17 protein-coding genes and 1 pseudogene are annotated in these 16,737 nt (G+C 65.7%); 12 read left to right on the forward strand and 6 right to left on the reverse strand.

Annotated features, from left to right (window positions below; all coding sequences use genetic code 11):
* Positions 1–95: 95 nt before the first annotated feature.
* On the reverse strand, positions 96–1,025 hold the full coding sequence (locus OHB26_RS33465) for a PDR/VanB family oxidoreductase (protein ID WP_330181247.1): 930 nt from the start codon (positions 1,023–1,025) through the stop codon (positions 96–98).
* A 145-nt stretch (positions 1,026–1,170) separates the two neighbouring features.
* On the opposite strand from OHB26_RS33465, the gene OHB26_RS33470 reads away from it, so the two are divergent.
* The 8 genes from OHB26_RS33470 to OHB26_RS33505 are packed head-to-tail and all read left to right on the forward strand — an operon-like array spanning position 1,171 to position 8,953.
* Positions 1,171–2,331, forward strand: a complete 1,161-nt coding sequence (locus OHB26_RS33470) for an acyl-CoA dehydrogenase family protein (RefSeq protein ID WP_330181248.1) — start codon at positions 1,171–1,173, stop codon at positions 2,329–2,331.
* Positions 2,332–2,360: 29 nt separating this feature from the next.
* Entirely contained in the window at positions 2,361–2,888 is a 528-nt protein-coding gene (locus OHB26_RS33475; protein WP_330181249.1) for a YiiD C-terminal domain-containing protein, read from the forward strand.
* Entirely contained in the window at positions 2,885–3,778 is an 894-nt protein-coding gene (locus OHB26_RS33480) for an alpha/beta hydrolase family protein (RefSeq protein ID WP_330181250.1), read from the forward strand. The genes OHB26_RS33475 and OHB26_RS33480 overlap by 4 nt, the downstream gene beginning before the upstream one ends.
* A gap of 8 nt (positions 3,779–3,786) precedes the next feature.
* Positions 3,787–4,920, forward strand: a complete 1,134-nt coding sequence (locus OHB26_RS33485) for an ABC transporter ATP-binding protein (RefSeq protein WP_330181251.1) — start codon at positions 3,787–3,789, stop codon at positions 4,918–4,920.
* A gap of 33 nt (positions 4,921–4,953) precedes the next feature.
* Positions 4,954–6,324: an ABC transporter substrate-binding protein gene (locus OHB26_RS33490; RefSeq protein ID WP_330181252.1), complete on the forward strand. Its 1,371-nt coding sequence runs from the start codon at positions 4,954–4,956 to the stop codon at positions 6,322–6,324.
* Complete coding sequence (locus OHB26_RS33495) at positions 6,321–7,178, forward strand: metallophosphoesterase (protein ID WP_330181253.1); 858 nt, start codon at positions 6,321–6,323, stop codon at positions 7,176–7,178. Before OHB26_RS33490 ends, OHB26_RS33495 begins: the two co-directional genes overlap by 4 nt.
* 4 nt (positions 7,179–7,182) lie before the next feature.
* Positions 7,183–8,136, forward strand: a complete 954-nt coding sequence (locus OHB26_RS33500) for a carbohydrate ABC transporter permease (RefSeq protein WP_330181254.1) — start codon at positions 7,183–7,185, stop codon at positions 8,134–8,136.
* Positions 8,129–8,953: a carbohydrate ABC transporter permease gene (locus tag OHB26_RS33505; RefSeq protein WP_330181255.1), complete on the forward strand. Its 825-nt coding sequence runs from the start codon at positions 8,129–8,131 to the stop codon at positions 8,951–8,953. The genes OHB26_RS33500 and OHB26_RS33505 overlap by 8 nt, the downstream gene beginning before the upstream one ends.
* Positions 8,954–8,994: 41 nt before the next feature.
* Here the strand turns inward: OHB26_RS33505 and OHB26_RS33510 are convergent, their stop codons facing one another.
* The gene (locus tag OHB26_RS33510) at positions 8,995–9,450 is read right to left on the reverse strand and encodes a hypothetical protein (RefSeq protein ID WP_330181256.1); all 456 of its coding nucleotides are present in this window, start codon (positions 9,448–9,450) and stop codon (positions 8,995–8,997) included.
* A 639-nt stretch (positions 9,451–10,089) separates the two neighbouring features.
* Here OHB26_RS33510 and OHB26_RS33515 point away from each other — a divergent pair.
* Together OHB26_RS33515 and OHB26_RS33520 are read left to right on the forward strand one after the other, a co-directional pair.
* Positions 10,090–10,431 carry a hypothetical protein gene (locus OHB26_RS33515; RefSeq protein WP_330181257.1) on the forward strand — a complete coding sequence of 114 codons (342 nt, stop codon included), beginning with the start codon at positions 10,090–10,092 and terminating at the stop codon, positions 10,429–10,431.
* 5 nt (positions 10,432–10,436) lie between these two features.
* Entirely contained in the window at positions 10,437–10,676 is a 240-nt protein-coding gene (locus OHB26_RS33520; protein ID WP_330181258.1) for a hypothetical protein, read from the forward strand.
* A 31-nt stretch (positions 10,677–10,707) separates the two neighbouring features.
* Here OHB26_RS33520 and OHB26_RS33525 read toward each other — a convergent pair whose 3' ends face one another.
* Both OHB26_RS33525 and OHB26_RS33530 read right to left on the reverse strand, forming a co-directional pair.
* A complete protein-coding gene (locus OHB26_RS33525) occupies positions 10,708–11,817 on the reverse strand; it encodes an FAD-dependent oxidoreductase (protein ID WP_330181259.1) in 1,110 nt (369 codons plus the stop codon).
* Between the two features lie 21 nt (positions 11,818–11,838).
* Positions 11,839–13,253, reverse strand: a protein-coding gene (locus tag OHB26_RS33530; RefSeq protein ID WP_330185432.1) for an IS3 family transposase whose coding sequence is annotated in 2 segments (ribosomal slippage) — positions 11,839–12,881 and positions 12,881–13,253 — 1,416 coding nt in all. Because the reading frame shifts where the segments join, the coding sequence is not laid out codon by codon here.
* Between the two features lie 407 nt (positions 13,254–13,660).
* Here OHB26_RS33530 and OHB26_RS39790 point away from each other — a divergent pair.
* Both OHB26_RS39790 and OHB26_RS33545 read left to right on the forward strand, forming a co-directional pair.
* Positions 13,661–13,966: pseudogene (locus tag OHB26_RS39790) on the forward strand (Ltp family lipoprotein); the annotation flags it as partial.
* A 71-nt stretch (positions 13,967–14,037) separates the two neighbouring features.
* The gene (locus tag OHB26_RS33545; protein WP_330181261.1) at positions 14,038–14,568 is read left to right on the forward strand and encodes a hypothetical protein; all 531 of its coding nucleotides are present in this window, start codon (positions 14,038–14,040) and stop codon (positions 14,566–14,568) included.
* 770 nt (positions 14,569–15,338) lie between these two features.
* Here OHB26_RS33545 and OHB26_RS33550 read toward each other — a convergent pair.
* Both OHB26_RS33550 and OHB26_RS33555 read right to left on the reverse strand, forming a co-directional pair.
* Positions 15,339–16,217: an SMI1/KNR4 family protein gene (locus OHB26_RS33550; RefSeq protein WP_330181262.1), complete on the reverse strand. Its 879-nt coding sequence runs from the start codon at positions 16,215–16,217 to the stop codon at positions 15,339–15,341.
* A 216-nt stretch (positions 16,218–16,433) separates the two neighbouring features.
* Positions 16,434–16,625: a hypothetical protein gene (locus tag OHB26_RS33555; RefSeq protein WP_330181263.1), complete on the reverse strand. Its 192-nt coding sequence runs from the start codon at positions 16,623–16,625 to the stop codon at positions 16,434–16,436.
* Positions 16,626–16,737: the final 112 nt, after the last annotated feature.

A 16,737-nucleotide genomic window follows, 5' to 3' on the forward strand; every position in this document is an offset into this window, starting at 1 on the left:
CTTCTCTCTGATCATTCCCCGGATCGGGAATCGGCACGTTGTGGTACGTGCACGTGTGTCGCGCGTGATTCCCTCGGGCACAGTCGCTTTCGCGCTCACAGGTCCAGCACCAGCAGCTCCGAGCGGGCTCGCGAGACGCACGGCATCATGGTCTTGCCCTCGGCTCGCTCCTGCGCGGTGAGCACGGAGTCCCGATGCTCGACCTCCCCGGCCAGCACCGTGGTCTCACAGCTGCCGCAGGTGCCCTCCCGACACGAGGTGACCATCGGGACACCCGCACCCTCGAGCACATCGACCAGCGGCCGATCGGCCGGAACCCGCAGGGTGCGACCGGAACTCGCGAGCCGGACCTCGAACTCGCGGTCGGCGTCGGTATCGACCTGCCGGGCCACGAAGCGTTCGGTGTGCACCTCGAGTCCCTGTCGCGCGCCCTCGGTTTCGATGGCGTCGAGCAGTGGCGCGGGTCCGCAGCAGTACACCCGCGCGCTGCCGCAGTCGCTCAGGATGGCGGGCAGTGGCAGCAGGCCGAATTCGTCCTGCGGCACCATCCGCACCTGGCGGTACCAGGACAGCTCGCCGGTGAAGGCCAGATGCGCCCGGCTGCGTGCCCCGTAGTACAGGGTCCACTCCGCGCCGGCCCGATGCGCCGCGGCCAGCATGGGCAGGATCGGAGTGATACCGATCCCGCCCGCCACGAACAGGTACGCGTCGCTGGGCACCAGTTCGAAGTTGTTGCGTGGCAGCGACACCCGCAGCGCCGCCCCGGGCCGGGCGGTGCGATACAGGTGGTCCGATCCGCCGCGCCCGGCGGGTTCGTGCAGGATGGCGATGCGCCAGCGCCGCTCGTCGGCGGGATCGCCGCAGAGCGAGTACTGCCGCACACCGGCGGTGCCGACGCTCACGTCTATGTGAGCGCCCGGCGTCCAGTGCGGCAGCGGTCCGCCGCCGACTGCGGCCACACCGAGGGAGAAGACTCCCTCGGCCTCGCTGCGTCGATCGGTCACCCGGACCATCAGGTCGGTCATCGCATCCCCTCGGTGGAATCAGCGTCGGGACCCACCCTGGTCGAAGGACACCGTTGATCGCGCGCCGGTAGCGGGAGTCGATTCGCCCGATCGGCATTGACTATCGTCCGACCATCACACGCTGCGGCGGCGTGAGACTGGCCGCATGAGCGCTGTGGCGGAGCTGGTCGAGCAGACCAGACAGTTCGTTGTAGATCACGTCATACCGGTCGAACGGGAGGTGGTGGTCGACGGTCGCGTCACCGATGACGCACTGCGACTGGACCTGCAGAAGAAGGCCAAGGCCGCGGGCGTCTTCGGACCGCTCTCGGATCCGCGCTACGGCGGCCTGGGCCTCGACACCCGAGGTCAGGCAAGGGTTTTGGAGGCGGCCGGGGCGAGCCTGCTGGGCCCGCTGGCGGTGAACGCCTGGGCCCCCGACGACGGCAATATCCATCTACTGGCGCATGTGGCCGATAGCGAACAGCAGGAGCGCTATCTGGCCCCGCTGGCCTCGGGTGAGGTGCGCTCGGCCATCGCGCTGACCGAACCGGCCCCGGGTGCGGGCGCGGACCCGCGCATGTTGCAGACCACCGCGCAGGAGACCGATACCGGCTGGATCATCAACGGCGCCAAGCACTTCACCACCGGCGCGAACGGCGCGGCCTTCGTCATCTGCGTCGCCATGACCACCGACGGCCCCACCATGTTCCTGGTCGATCAGGACAATCCCGGGCTGCGCGTGGGCCGGCGCATGCCGACCCTGGATCACACCAGCGCCCCCGGCGGACATTGCGAGGTCGACTTCGTCGACTGCGAGGTCCCCGATTCGGCCGTCCTCGGCCAGGTGGGCCGCGGCCTGGAGCTGGCCCAGGTGCGGCTGGCCCCGTCCCGGCTCACCTTCTGCATGAACTGGCTGGGCCTGGCGGTGCGCGCACAACAGCTCACCATCGACCACATCACGCACCGCTCCTCCTTCGGCGTCCCCATCGCCGAACACGGTCTGGCACAGGGCCTGATCGCCGATAACGAGATCGATATCGCCGCCGCCCGCAGCCTGATCCGCGCGGTCGCCGAGACCATCGACCTACAGGGCCCCACCTCCGCCAATGCCCGGCACGAGACCTCCATCGCGAAGACCTTCGTCTCCGAGGCGGTCTGGCGGGTATTGGACCGCGCGGTGCAGCTGCACGGCGGCCTGGGCGTGTGCGAGGACCACCTGGTGGCCCGATTCCTGGTGGAGGCCAGGGCATTCCGCATCTACGAGGGTCCGTCCGAGGTACTGCGCTGGTCCATCGCCCGGCGCGTCCTGCGCGGACCGCGCTGAAGCACTCCAGACCATCGAAGGACATAACGATGACCACGAGAACACTCGCCGGATTCGCCGCCGCGTACCCCGAACTCGACTACACCGCAATCGATTACGAATACCTGCGCGCGGTGTCGCAGGAGATGGTGCCGTTCGGCCGCCACGTCGGCACCCTGATCACCGAGATCAGCCCGGACCGCTCGGTGGTGGAGATTCCGGCGGACGACACCGTCCGCAATCACATGGGCACCGTGCACGCCGGGGCACTGTTCACCGCGGCCGATATCGCGGGCGCGGCGGCCTTCGTCGGCGCCGCCGCCGAGCGGCTGTACACCATCGAGCGCCTGGTGCTGCGCGGCGGCTCGGCCTCGTATCGCAAACCGGCACAGGGCCGTATCCGCGCCATCGCCACCGTCGACCTGCGCGAGCTGGCGGAGATCCTGGCCGCGACCACCTCCGCCCGCTTCGAATTGTCCGGTAAGGCGGTGCTGCTGGACGACAACGAGGTGCAGGTCGCCAAGTTCACCTTCGACTACGTCTGCGATGTGACCATCGCCGGAACGGAGCAGGCGTGACCACCGCGACCCCCGAATCCCGTTCGGAATTCAGCACTCTCGACGGCACACAGGTGCAGACGGCCGACGGCGTCACCTTCACCGTACGCTGGTTGCCCGCCGAGCGGGCCGACGCCCCGGTCGTTCTCATCCTGACCGCCATGGCTATGAAGGCCAAGAACTACTACGCACTCGCCAAAGCCCTGAATGCCCAGGGACTTTCGGTGGTCACCACCGATCTGCGGGCGCACGGCGAAGCCCGCCCGGCCCTGGGTGAGCACAAGGACTTCGGCTACCGCGAAATGATCGAAACCGATCTGCCCGCCATTCTCACCGCGGTCGAACAGCGCTTTCCGGACGCCCCCGTGCACCTGTTCGGCCACAGCCTCGGCGGTCAGCTGGCTCTGCTGTTCGCCGCCGCCGAACCCGGCAAGGTCGCGAGCGTCACCGTCATCGGCACCGGCACGGTGTTCTGGTACGCCTTCGGCCCGCGCCGCTGGTTCGAGGCGCTGAGCCAGATCCAGTGGATCGGATTGACCTCCCGCATCAAGGGCTTCTGGCCCGGCGGTGTGCTGATTCCCGCGCCCATGCCCGGCGGCGTGATGATCGACTGGTCGATCCACTCGCTCACCAGCTACTACCGTCCGCGCGGGACCGCCCGCAAGTACAACAGCCTGCTGGCCGCGATGCCCCTGCCGGTGCTGGCCATTTCGCTGTCCGAGGATGTGCTCGGCCCGAAATCCAATGTGGACTTCCTGGTTTCGCGCATGCCCGCGGCCCGGGTGACCCAGTGGCATATCGACGAGAAGTCGGAGATCGCCCATCGCGACCACTTCATGTGGGTCAAGGACGCCCCCGCCATCGCGGCCGGTGTGGCGGCATGGATCACGACCGGCGCTCAGCCGGTCTAAGGAGAGACGTGGCACGGCTGCAGATCGACACGGTGTCGAAACAATTCGGCGCCGACTATGCGGTGCGCGAGGTGAGCCTCGACATCGCCGACGGTGAATTCCTGGTCCTGCTCGGACCCAGCGGCTGCGGCAAGTCCACGCTACTGCGCATGATCGCCGGGTTGGAGGAGCCGACGTCGGGGCGAATCCTGTTGGACGGCAACGACATCACCACCGAGGCGCCGCAGCGCCGAGATCTGGCGATGGTATTCCAGAGCTATGCGCTGTACCCGCATCTGACGGTGGCCAAGAATATCGGCTTCCCGCTGCGCGCTCGCCGCCGTCCGCGCGCGGCCATCGCGCAGCGGGTCTCGGAGGTGGCCGCGACGCTGGAGCTCTCCGAACTGCTCGAGCGCAGGCCCGCCGCGCTCTCGGGTGGTCAGCGGCAGCGAGTTGCCCTGGCGCGCGCCATGGTTCGTGATCCCGGGGCATTCCTGATGGACGAGCCGCTCTCCAATCTGGACGCCAAACTGCGCAGCGCCACCCGGGCCGAGCTGATCGCACTGCACCGCCGCCTGGGCGCGACCTTCCTGTACGTCACCCACGATCAGGTCGAGGCCATGACCATGGCCACCCGTATCGCCCTGCTCAATAGCGGGCGGGTCGAACAGGTCGGCACCCCCGAGGAGCTGTACGACCGGCCGCGCACCACCTTCGTGGCCGGATTCCTGGGCGCGCCGCCGATGAATCTCTTTCCGGCACAGGTTATTCGGGACGGTGACACGCTGCGGGTGCGTACCGAGGGCATCGACGCGGCCCTGGACCTGTCCCCCGGCGAGGATTTCGAGCCCACCGATGTCATCGCCGGAGTCCGCCCCGAACGTCTGTACCTCGACGATTCGGCGACCGCCGCGCGCGGCACGGTGACCATGGTGGAGAACCTCGGCAGCGAGGAGCTCGTGCACATCACCGCCGGTGCGGTCGAACTGTGCGTGCGCGCCGTCCGCCCCGCCGGGGTGCGCGCGGGCGATGCGGTGGGACTGCGCGCCGCACCCGGCGATATCCACCTGTTCGACAAAGACTCCGGACTCCGACTGCGGTGGCAGGAACCGGAGCCGATCGAGATGTCCCTACCCGATGCGGCGGCAGTGTCCGTCGCCTGAGCTACAGCCATACCTTTCGATGAGGAGAGATCAGTGAAACGCACCCTGCCCATGTTGGGCTTGGTGTTCGCCGCCTCGCTCGCGCTCACCAGCTGCGGGCTCGGCGGTACCACCTCCAGCGAGACGTCCTCCACCGCGCAGGTCCCCGAACTCACGGCGGATCAGCAGGTTTCGATCGTCTTCGAGTCCTACAACTACGGCCTGGCCGGCGCGTGGACCGATACCTTCAATGCCCTGATCTCCGATTTCGGCAAGAAGTTCCCCAATATCAAGGTCACCGCGCAGAAGCCGCAGGGCAACAGCCCCAACCCGGCCACCGACACCATCTCCAGCGTGCAGAACCAGATCGTCGCGGGCAATCCGCCCGATGTCGTGCAATTGGGCTTCAGCGACCTGGATTTCACCATCCACCAGTTGCAGGCCAAACCGCTGGACTCGCTGTTCGGCAAGGACGCGGTGCAGAAGAACTTCGACGGCGCCCAGTACCCGTACGCCCCGAAGGCCCGCACCCTGGACGACTGGGACGGGCACACCTACGGCGTCCCGTTCGTATTCTCCACGCCCGTGCTGTATTACAACGCCTCGCTGTTCGGCCAGGCCGGGCTCGATGCGAACAAGCCGCCCGCCACCTGGGCGCAGGTCGCCGACGCCGCCAAGGCGATCACCGGTAAGACCGGTAAGGACGGCATCTACATCGACTGCCTGACCAAGACCGCCAAGGACTGGTGCTTCCAAGCCATGGTGCGCTCCAACGACGGCCGGGTCATCTCGCCGGACCGGCGCAGCCTGACCTTCGCCGACGCCCCCGCGGTGGAAGCCACCAAGATGGCACAGGATCTGGTCACCGCGGGCAGTATGCCCAAGCTGGCCCAGAAGCAGGGCTATGAGGCGTTCGCGCGCGGCGATATCGGCATGATCCTCGAGACCAGCGCCATTCAGGGCACCTTCGTCTCCGGCGCCAAGGACAAGTGGGATCTGCGCGCCACCACCATGCCGCGCTTCGGCGACAAGTCCACCGTCCCCACCAATTCCGGTGCGGGACTGCATATCCTGGCCAACGATCCGGCCAAGCAGCGCGCCTCCTGGGAGCTGATCAAGTTCCTCACCAGTGCGGAGTCCTACGTGAAGATCTCGCAGAACATCGGCTATCTGCCGCTGCGCCCGGACATGCTGAAGAACACCAATATGCTCGGCGCCTGGGCCGCGGCGAATCCGCTGCTCACTCCGAACGTGGCGCAGTTGACCAATATGGAGCCGTGGGTCTCCATGCCCGGCAACAACTATCTGCAGATTCGCGACGGCATGATGGACGCGGTCGAGTCGATCGTGTTCCAGGGCAAGGATCCGCAGTCCACGCTGAACGCCGCCCGTGACCAGGGCGCCAAACTGCTGCCGACCTCATGAACGGGCTCACTCTCGTCCAGCTCACCGACACCCATATCCGGCCGGGCGGTGAGCAGGTGCTCGACAAGGTCGACACCTTCGCCACCCTGAACCGGGTACTGGATCAGCTGCGCACCGGTGGGCGGACCATCGAAGCACTGCTGCTCACCGGCGATCTGGCCGACCACGGTTCCCCCGAGGCGTATCGGATGCTGCGCGCGGCCGTCGAACCGGTCGCCGCGGAGCTGGGCGCACAGGTGTTGTACGCCATGGGAAATCATGACGAGCGCACCGCGTTCGCGATCGAACTGCTCGGCCGCGAACCGGGCACGGTGGATCCGGCGCAGCCGATCGACCAGGCCATCGAGGTGTCCGGGCTGCGGATCATCGCACTCGACAGCACCACCCCCGGTCTGCACAACGGCAAGCTCGAGGACGAACAGCTCGACTGGCTGGCCGACCAGCTGAGCCGTCCGGCTCCGCGCGGCACGGTGCTGGTACTGCACCATCCGCCGCTGCCCTCGGCCATCGCCGCGGCCGAGGTGCTCAAGCTCCAGCAGGCCGAACGGTTGGCCGCCGTGGTGGCGGGCACCGATGTGCGCATGATCCTGTGCGGGCACAACCATATGACCGCCGCGGCCGCCCTGGCCGGGATTCCGGTGTGGGTGGGGCCCGCCATGGCCTATCGCCTCGATGCCATGGCCCCGGCCGGACGCCAGCGCGCGGTCACCGGATCCGGTTACAGCCGAATCGATGTCGTCGGTGCGACGGTCATCGCCACGGCGGTGGAGGTGGCCGCGGCCACCGTCATCTACGACCGCGACGAAGCCGGGGAGCTCGACCGGCTCGCGCCCTACGTGGCGCACTCCGGGTGATTCGGTGTTCGTAGTCGTCACCGAACAGGACGCGCCGCCGGCGGCCATTGTGGCCCCGGCGGCGCGTCCGCGCCGCGTACTGTCGCGACGCGTACTGCGTTTCGCCGCGCCCTATCTGTATCTGGCGCCGGCGGTGTTCCTACTGGTGGTGTGGACCTATCGGCCGCTGGTGCAGGCGTTCGAATTGTCCACCTACTCCTGGAATCTGCTCCCGACCTCGCCCATGGTGCCGGTCGGGGCGGGCAATTACCGGCGGCTGGTGGAGTTGCCGTCGTTCTGGGCGTCGCTGCGCCGGACCGGGGTGATGATCGTCGGCCTGCTGCCGTTCACGGTCGCACTGCCACTGCTGCTCGCACTGGCCAGTCGGCAGGTCCGCGGCCGGGCCCGAACCCTGTATCACGCACTGATTTTCACACCCTTCCTGGTCGCGCCGGTGGCCGCGGCGGCAGTATGGCGGTGGCTGCTGCATCCCGGTAGCGGATTCGTCGATCGGCTGTTGGGCAGTCATCGGAACTGGGTGTACGACTCGGCCACCGCGCACGCGGTGATCCTCGGCATCACCGGCTGGCAGCTCATCGGCTTCGCCGTACTGGTGGTGTGGGCCGGATTGGCCGGTATCAGCGGCGATTACGACGAGGCCGCGCAGATGGACGGCGCCAGCCCGAGTCAGATCCGGCGCTGGATCACCCTGCCGATGCTCTCCCCCACCCTGATGTTCCTGGTGCTCACCACCGTATTGCTCAGTCCCACACTGACTTTCCCGCTCATCGACACCATGACCCAGGGCGGGCCGTCGCAGGCCACCACCAATATCTACTACCTGCTGTGGGATTACGCCTTCCACACCTTCGACGCCGGATTGAGCGCCGCCGCGGGCGTTCTGCTCTTCCTCGGCTTCGGCGCGGTGGCGGGTGTCCTGGTCTGGATCTCGGAAAAGGTTGCCTTCCACGATGATTGACACATCACCGGGCGAGCGACTGCGGACCGCCGGCAGCCATGTGCTGCTGGCGGTCACCGCCGTCGTCTGCGTCTTCCCCATCTACTGGCTCTTCGCCACCGCACTGCGCCGCCCGCAGGACGTGAACTCCCAATCACCACTGCCCTGGCCGCTCTCGTTCGAGAATTTCAGCACGGCGGCGCACGAGGTCGACATCACCAGGCTGATCGCCAATACCTTTGTGGTGGCGACACTCTCGGCCGTCGGCCAGCTGCTCATCGCCCTGTTGGCCTCCTACGCCTTCGCCATGTACACCTTCCCCTTGCAGCGCCTGCTGTACCTGGCGTTCGTCGGCGTCTGGCTGGTCCCCTTCCAGGTCACCATGCTGCCCAACTACATCCTGCTCACCCGCATGGGCCTGATCGACTCCCTGATCGGCGTAGTCCTGCCCACCCTGTGTTCAGCCCTGGGCATCCTGCTCCTGCGCCAGCACATGAACGCCTTCCCCAAGGAACTCGTAGCCGCCGCCAAGATCGACGGCCGCTCCTCCTGGTCCATCCTCTGGACGGTGGTCGTCCCCAACCTCCGCTCCGCCCTCGCGGCCCTGGCCATCCTGCTGTTCATCAACGAATGGAACGAATACTTCTGGCCCGCGGTGGTTCTGCGTAAATCCAACGGCGTCCTCCAACTCGGCCTGCGCAGCTTCATGGGCACCGAGGGTGAACAGTGGGGCCCGATGATGGCCGTCGCGGGCCTGGCCTGCCTGCCGGTCCTGCTCCTCTACCTGGCACTGCAACGCCACATCGTCAACGCCTTCGTCCGCTCGGGACTCAAGTAGGTGGAAGTAGTCGGATAGGACGAAAGAGCGACCGATATTGATCAACCGCGGGCAGCGCCGTCCGGCCAAACAATCTCGACCGGAACACCTTTGACTCGGGCCAGCTCGACCACCGTTCCAGTACCGCCCTTTTCGCTGGGCTTGCTGTCCCATACTGCGATGAGGCAATCGGCGGTGCCGACCACTGCCTCGTTCGCCGCCTCGTACGCGTCTCGGCCTGCCTCGTCGTAGTCCATCACTCGCACGGTCGTCGCCTCAGCGATAAGCGCATCGAACTCGTCCAGGTGGTCCGGTTTCACCTTTCGCTCGCGGTAGTTCCGTGACGGCAGAACAACCTCGAGGTGGCCACCGGCGTCGAGGACGGCTTGCGCGAAGACACTGTCGGCACCGCGAGCGATGCAGCTGATACCGACGAGGTCTGCCGGATCGCCTGCGTCCGCGAGAATTCGGGCGATGTCCGCGTAGACCAGCGGGATCGAGTCGTCGGTGATGTTCATGTGCCCAGTGACGCCTATGCGTGCCATGGCTACTTCTATACCGTGCCAGCGAGCAACGGGCGCATTCTGTCGCGCAGAGCGGCCACTGGTCGCACGTTGGAGAGTTTCTCGGTCCTGGTGTACATCTCGCGCAGTTGGATCCGAACCCGGTCTGATCCGGTCTTCTCGACGTCGGTGAGTGCCTGGTCCCCGACACGATAGGCCTCGTCGAATTCACCCTCGATGAGACGGGCCTCGGCAAGCCCGAGCTTGTCGAGGGCACTGCTGCGCCATCGATCTGGACGCCGGAGGGCTATTGCTTGGTCGATCTTCGCCGCAGCCTCACCGAGCGTAGACCGTCGTCTACTTCATTCGCAGCAAACCGAGAGGGAGTGTGAAGGGGCACCCGACATCAGGTCGTATCTCCGCATCCTTCGTGTCGGGTGCACTCCACGAACCGTCCAGGGAGCGGGAGGCACCCGACATGGAAATCATCGTCCTTATAGCCGCGTTTGCGCTGGTAACGGTTGCCGCGACGGCCGGAATCCACCACATGGGTCGCGCGTCGTTCAGCCGAAATCATCTGACTGTCAGCAAGATTCAGGCACGCCTCGCAGCCCAGGCGAAACGCGCTCATGTCCCAGCCGGGAGCTGGTGACAATGCCTCGTCTGCCTTCGGCGATCGGCTACCTGCGTAGCGATGTTTCCGGTGCGCGGCAGCAATGGGACGAGAACCAAATCCGGCGTACAGCAGTCCGATTCGGCTACGACCTGAGCAAGATCATCGTTTTCGGTGGAGCCACAGATCAGCCTATGAAGCGATTGCGGGTCGCCCTCGACCGGCAGAACACCGACGCGGTCATCACACCGAGCCTTCGGCACTTCGAACCGAGCGAGGTACCCGAGGAACTGCGGGCCGTCGCCGCGGTGATCACGGTCTCGCCCGAGCAGATATTCGCCCGCTGGGACACCCCGGCGAAACCCACAGGGGGTTTGAAATAATCGAGGTGCCAATCACCTTCGCCTGCACACCGAATCTGGCCCGCCTGCTCGCGTCGGCCGATGAGATCGCCACCGCCGGTGGCGCATTCCCGACCGGCACCGAGCATGTGTTCCTCGCGCTTCTGCGCGATATCGACACCATCCCCGTTGACGAGCTTCATTCAATGAGCCTCAACGCAGCCGACGTTCTCGACCGACTGACTCAGCTCACGATTCGGGCGCAGCAGCCTTCCACAACTGTGTAGCCCCGTCGTCGGCGAGCAGGCGGTTCAAGGGTCAGAAGTGGTCGAACAGAGTGACTACGCTGTGCGGTGCTTGCGGGCCGAAGAAGATCTCCAGGTTGTCCGCCGCGCGGCCGGCGGCGTCGCTACTACCCACGAACAGCCTCTCTTCGTAGGCGGTGAGCGCGCCTTCGATGTCGGGCTGCTCAATCAGCTTGCGCGCCAGGTCAGCACCGTCGTACATCGCGAGGTTCGCGCCCTCGCCGGCGAAGGGCGACATCAGATGCGCGGCGTCGCCGACCAGTGTCACACCGGGCACCCTGCCCCATTCGAGCCCGACGGGCAGGGCATAGATGGGTCGGAGCCACGGTTGCGCATCGCTCTCGGTCACGAAGGCGGTGAGCAGCGGCGACCAGCCATCGAACTCGTCGGCAAGTCGACGCAGGCCCGCGGACGGGTCGCCGAAGTCGATCGACCTCATCCACTCCTCGGGCTTGTTCAACGCCACGTATCCGGACACACGCCCGTCGGCGTTGCGATGGGCGATGATGCCTTTGCCCGGCGCGACCGCCATCAGAGTGCCGCTGCCGATCGCGGCCACGCTCGCCCGACAGTTCTGTTCGCCTGCGCCGAGAGCGATCTCGACAAAGCAGGTTCCGCTATAGAGAGGCATGGCGGGGGTGAGCAGCGGACGCACCTTCGACCAGGCACCGTCCGCGCCGATGACGATGTCGGTGTGTGTGGCGGGAGCTTCCGCGAAGGTGAGGTCGTAGCCGCCCTCCACACGGTGCCGGATCGAGGCGAGTTGGTGACCCCACCTGATCGTCCCGGGCGCCAGTGAGTCGATGAGCAGGCGCCTGAGTTCGCCACGGTCCACCTCGGGACGCACCGAACCACGGTCCGCGGGCATATCGAACAGAATCGTGCCGTGGCGGTCGACCACCCGCTTGGCGTCCTCGCCCGGGCGGATCAGAGTGAGGAACTCGTCGTACAGACCGGCTGCACGCAGCGCGACCTGTCCGGTCTCTTCATGGATGTCGAGCAGGCCACCCTGTGTCCGGGTCGTCGCCGAAGCCTCACCCTCGTAGATCGTCGCGGCGACGCCGTGAGCCTGAAGTACCCGAGCGAGCGTCAACCCGCCCAGTCCCGCTCCGGAATTTTTCAAGGTGGATGAGTCCAGCGGGTGTTAAGCGGCTGTCGTGTCGGTCTCCTGGGTGGTGTCTTGGGTTGGTCGGTTGATCCAGGCGGTGTCGGGTAGGTCGAGGATCTTCGGTGTCGTTGTGGTGCCGAAGCGGTGTGGGTGCCGCGCGCGGGCCTGGGCGAGCACGGCTGCCCGTTCGGCGGCCTTGTCGGTGGCCAGCCCGTAGTGGACGTCGGCGGGGGTGTGTAGGCCGATGCCGGTGTGGCGGTGTTCGTGGTTGTACCAGTCGGCGAAGGAATCCATGAATCCTCTTGCGGTGGTGAGTGATCCGAAGCGTTCGGGGAACTCCGGCCCGTATTTCAGGGTCTTGAACAGTGCTTCGGAGTAGGGGTTGTCATTGGACACCCGCGGTCGTGAATGCGAGCGGGTGACCTCGAGATCGGCCAGTAGAGCGGCGACGGTTTTGCTGGTCATCGAGGTGCCCCGATCGGCGTGCACGACCTGCGGGATCCCGTGGACTCCGAAGATCTCCTTCATCAATTCTGTTGCCAGAACACCGGATTCATGATTGTGGACATGGACCCCGACGATATAGCGGGAGTAGATGTCGATCATCACGTAGGCATCGAAATATTGTCCCTTGACCGGGCCCGCGAGCTTGGTGATGTCCCACGAATACACCTGCCTCGGTGCGGTGGCGACCAACTCCGGACACACCTTGCTCGGATGGCGCGCCAACCTTCGACGCTCCTTGACCTGCTTGTTTTCCCGCAACACCCGATACATCGTGGACACCGAACACAGGTAGGTGCCCTCGTCCAGGAGCTGAGCGAAGACCTGCAACGGCGCCAGATCGACGAACCCGGGACTGCCCAGCACCTCCAAGATCTTGCGGCGCTCGAACTCGGAGAGCTTGTTCACCGGATCCGAAACCGGTTGCCGAAAAACCGAACTCGGTCCCGCGGCCGCGTTGCGGCGGCGGATCGCGGTGGAACGCACCAGCCCGGTCAACACCGCCGCACGCCGAGTTCCGGCTCCGACCTCGGTCAACGACGTGTACGCGGTGGTCAGCGCTGTCTGCGCTTCTCTTGCGAATCCGCTCTCTCGGAGAGAGATTCCAAGAGAGCGTGTGCTTTTCCCATGATGTCCAGGGCGGCCTCGGTGGTAACGAGGCGTTTGTTCGCACGCGCCAATTCCGCTGTCAGGCGAGCGATTTCGGCTTGCTCGGCGGTGAGTTTGCCGACCTTCTCGCCCGGCTTCTTCCCGGACAGGACTCCCGCGTCGCGTTGCTTGCGCCACTCGCTGATCTGCGAGGAATACAGCCCTTCTCGCCGCAGATACCCGCCACCGTCGCCGTGTTCGATCGCCTGCTCGTAGGCCTGCAGATACGCCAACTTGTCCGCCGCGCTGAACGCACGCCGCCGCTTCGGCTCGTCACCACGCGGCCCTCGAGAACCCATCCGCCCATTGTGGCCTTCGGCCACCGTGGTGCTTGTCCTGGTCATGAAATATCGATCCGTCTCTCGCCCTGCATCTACCCGATTGGCTCCGAGCCGGTGGACTCACCTCACCCTGACACGCAGGGCTCCGACAATGGCAATGGTCTTCTGCATGATGCGCTCCTGTGTCGCGCCGACGCGTGCCGGCGGATGGTCAGTGCCGGGAGCGGACGGGATGCCCGGTCTCGGCAAGGAGACGCTCAACGATCAGAACCATCCGGATCGATGTACGAACGATGTCCTAGGGAGGAACCCACAGAACATCGCTTTTCGCGACCACGTGATCATAGCTCGGCCTCGGCCTCGCGGCGCGCTGCGCAGTTCGGACAGCGCCGCACGGCGAAAGATCAACCGGCCGTTCGGAATTCTCCCCGGCCAAGCAGGACATCCCCTCCAGCCAGCGCAACGCCATCCGGTCCGCCCAGCAGTACCTCGACTACTCTGCCTTCTCCCGCAGCGGTCTGATTCACCGACTCGAGTACGAAGACTTCTCCACCGCAGACGCTACGTTCGCAGTGGACAGCCTGAATGTGGACTGGAACGAGCAGGCGGCGAAGAGTGCCAAGCAGTACCTCGAGTACACCTCCTTCTCTCGGTCCGGACTCATCGATCAGCTGGTGTACGAAGGCTTTACGCGCGCCCAGGCCGAGTACGGGGCCAATGCCTCCTACTGACAATCTCTTTCGGCGGTAGACCCCGTTGGTGAGAAGCGAGCACTGCGGCGCGCGGCGGTCGCAGTGCTCGCGTGGGCGCGGCGCGCGGGGTTTTCCTCACCACCAAAGCGTTCACGTCAGGACCGGCCGGCGCGGGTCGGCCGAACGTCAACCGGCAGAGCCGACTTGATGCCGTGAACGATGATGCTGTTCGGGCCGAGTGGTGCGTGGTCGCGTCGTTGTTGCCGTACCCGTACAAGGAGTCGGGTCCCAACGTTGAACTGCGCAGCCACAAGATCTTCCCGGCTGGCGCGAAGCTTCATGTGATCGGCGGTTTCGCAGGGAAGGGTCATGAGGTGGTGACCGTTGTCGGCACGGCTCACCGCCGCCGGTACGTCACCGCCCACATCCAAACTCGATATCTCGGCAATTGGCGTGTGGCTCTTATCTATCGGCCCGAGGTGCTGCGGGCGATCCATCAAGCCGAGATCGATGATCGGTGCAGCGCTCACCGGTGGAATCAGCAAGGCTTCGAACTCGATTCAACCGAGTACGGCGAGCACCTCCGGCGGATCGCGGAGGGCTTCCAGCGCACTCAGCACGACAGAACCGACGACGCGTAGCGCCCCATAGGTCGTGGCATAGCTCTCGGTGAGAACGTACGGAAATGCCGCACCCCGCGCGGACGAATCCGATCGGCCCGACGATCTCTCTCGGACTACCCGGAAATGAGTTGTCCGTTTTGAAGCCATTCGGCTCCGAGTTCGTGTCTCGACACACTCGTGGGGGCCGACGGGCACTTGAGAGCTGTTCTGTGGCAACGGCATCCGTCAAACCTGTAGACCATCGCATGCACGGTCGGGCGCGTCGCCGCCACGCCGACTGGGCAGCCGGTGAACCTCCTCGGTTGCCAGGAGCGGCTGGTTCTGGCGGAATCCGCGGCGGTCGTGGCGGATGTTCGGCAGAACGAACCAACTCGCCGGATCGCCCCACGCACTGTTACCGGTTCGGGTCCTGGCCGGCGCGGGTGCGAGGTGCCGCCGATCGTCCGAGCGCCCGCGGCGCCCGGAACATGCGAGCCAGGAGCAGGGCGATCGGCACCGAGCACGCCGCATAGATGACCAGTACTGTCAGTAGCAGAGTCATGGCGGGCCTTTCGTTGATCTATGCGTACGCGATCAGCAAACTCCGTGCGATCTCCGGCGGACAGGGCCCAACGGCAGTCTTCTGGGGCGTTCGGGCCCAAAAGCGGTATAACGTGCAAACTTCCGGACCGCGCAACGAAGCCGCCCACCTTCTGCGGGTCGGAGGGTGGGCAGCTCGCTCGCTCTCGAGGGCCCGTTTCCTGTCAGGCGCGGTGGCCAGAAGGACGTCAGCCGTCATCTCGGGTGAATCAGGCGATATCCCTCCATGCCCAGGAATCGATCCGCCAGACCGTGTTCTCCTTGACGACTCCGATCACGACTTCACGCTGAGTTTCGACCCAGCCGGACGGTGCGTTGACGGTGGCACACACGGTGTGGGGAGCGTCGTCCCAGAGGTCGTATTCCAGGGATTCGAGGGTGGGTTGCGCCGCACCACCCCACAGCACTGCCTTGCGCAACATGTTGAGACCGGATTGTCCAGGGCGCCGGTCGAACTCGGCGCGCCATCGGGTCGACAATGCGTGCCGAATCGTGGCGCGGTTCTGCTCCGCGATACCGCGGAGCAGGCGAGCCGCCTGGAAGTGCACGTCGGCGCGATCATGTTGGGCGGGATCAGTCGAGTCGTCGCGCCGGAGGTATTCGTACCGGTCGAGCAGACGCGCCAGTGTCGCGGTGAGGTCTCCGAGAATGTCGGGCTCATAGCGGCAATCGGCGATATCGCCGGGGGGAGCATCGGGATCGGAGACGGAGAAATTGCACACCAGTGAGCTCGGGCTCAGCTCGGTCTCGCCGATGAGGACATGCGCGCGGCCTGCGGGTGCTGGGTTGAATATTGGTTCGATCGTTTCGCCGCCGCGGGTCTCGAAGGTCGGTTGGTATTGGAAGTATTCGATCTCGAGCTGTGAGGTCGAGGCCAGCCAACGCGATGAGGTGCCGAGTTCGTCTGCCGGGTACAGGAACGCTTCGAGCCCTTCGATGCCGCTGCAGATCGACATCAGTTGCCGGTATTGGATGTCGAAGCGAATTCCCAGCCGGGTCTCGGCGGCCGTGAGTTCGGCTGTCGACGCGGGAAGTCCGAGGGTCGCGCCCATTGCCGAGGCCCGCGCAACAAGATCGACTAGCTGCATGAAAATGGACGCTACCAGGGCAGATGACTTTGCTTGACGGTGCCAGCTCGACACCCGGAAATGCCGCGTGGCGTGCTGACCGAACCGGTCACTCGATGCGGTGGAAGATCAACCGACCGTGACGATCCGAGGTTGGTCGAACGCACTGAATGCCGCGTTGCGCGCGGTTCGAACCGGCCACGCCTCACGCCCGAAGGTCAACGTCGCGTTGCGGGCTCAGCTGTTCGTGAGAGCTGTAAGGGCAGCCTGGACATCCGGCGGGAGATGAGCCGCCAGGTTGTCCAGGAGCTCTGGATTCCCATCGGCCGCGGCGGATAGGGCCTGCGCGGTGGCCTCTGGGTAGGCGCTCTCGCCGTCCAATTGGTTGTAGAGGGTTACCAGCTCGCCGATGGTAGTTGCGCTAGCCATATGTAAGCACCTTCTGTTCCGTCCGAGATCGACACTGCACCTAGATCGTTGGATATTAATCGGACAGGGGGCATCGAAGAATCTGAAGTGTCCGCTCTTGCCGCGACCCGCG

Origin of the sequence: Nocardia sp. NBC_01503 (genome assembly GCF_036327755.1) — a bacterium.
In the GTDB taxonomy this organism is placed as follows: domain Bacteria; phylum Actinomycetota; class Actinomycetes; order Mycobacteriales; family Mycobacteriaceae; genus Nocardia.

Bases quoted from the DNA above. Each gene is read 5' to 3' on its own strand.
- OHB26_RS33555 (WP_330181263.1), bottom strand. From the start codon at position 16,625: ATGGCTAGCGCAACTACCATCGGCGAGCTGGTAACCCTCTACAACCAA.
- OHB26_RS33465 (WP_330181247.1), bottom strand. From the start codon at position 1,025: ATGACCGACCTGATGGTCCGGGTGACCGATCGACGCAGCGAGGCCGAG.
- OHB26_RS33510 (WP_330181256.1), bottom strand. From the start codon at position 9,450: ATGAACATCACCGACGACTCGATCCCGCTGGTCTACGCGGACATCGCC.
- OHB26_RS33470 (WP_330181248.1), top strand. From the start codon at position 1,171: ATGAGCGCTGTGGCGGAGCTGGTCGAGCAGACCAGACAGTTCGTTGTA.
- OHB26_RS33505 (WP_330181255.1), top strand. From the start codon at position 8,129: ATGATTGACACATCACCGGGCGAGCGACTGCGGACCGCCGGCAGCCAT.
- OHB26_RS33475 (WP_330181249.1), top strand. From the start codon at position 2,361: ATGACCACGAGAACACTCGCCGGATTCGCCGCCGCGTACCCCGAACTC.
- OHB26_RS33550 (WP_330181262.1), bottom strand. From the start codon at position 16,217: ATGCAGCTAGTCGATCTTGTTGCGCGGGCCTCGGCAATGGGCGCGACC.
- OHB26_RS33515 (WP_330181257.1), top strand. From the start codon at position 10,090: ATGCCTCGTCTGCCTTCGGCGATCGGCTACCTGCGTAGCGATGTTTCC.
- OHB26_RS33495 (WP_330181253.1), top strand. From the start codon at position 6,321: ATGAACGGGCTCACTCTCGTCCAGCTCACCGACACCCATATCCGGCCG.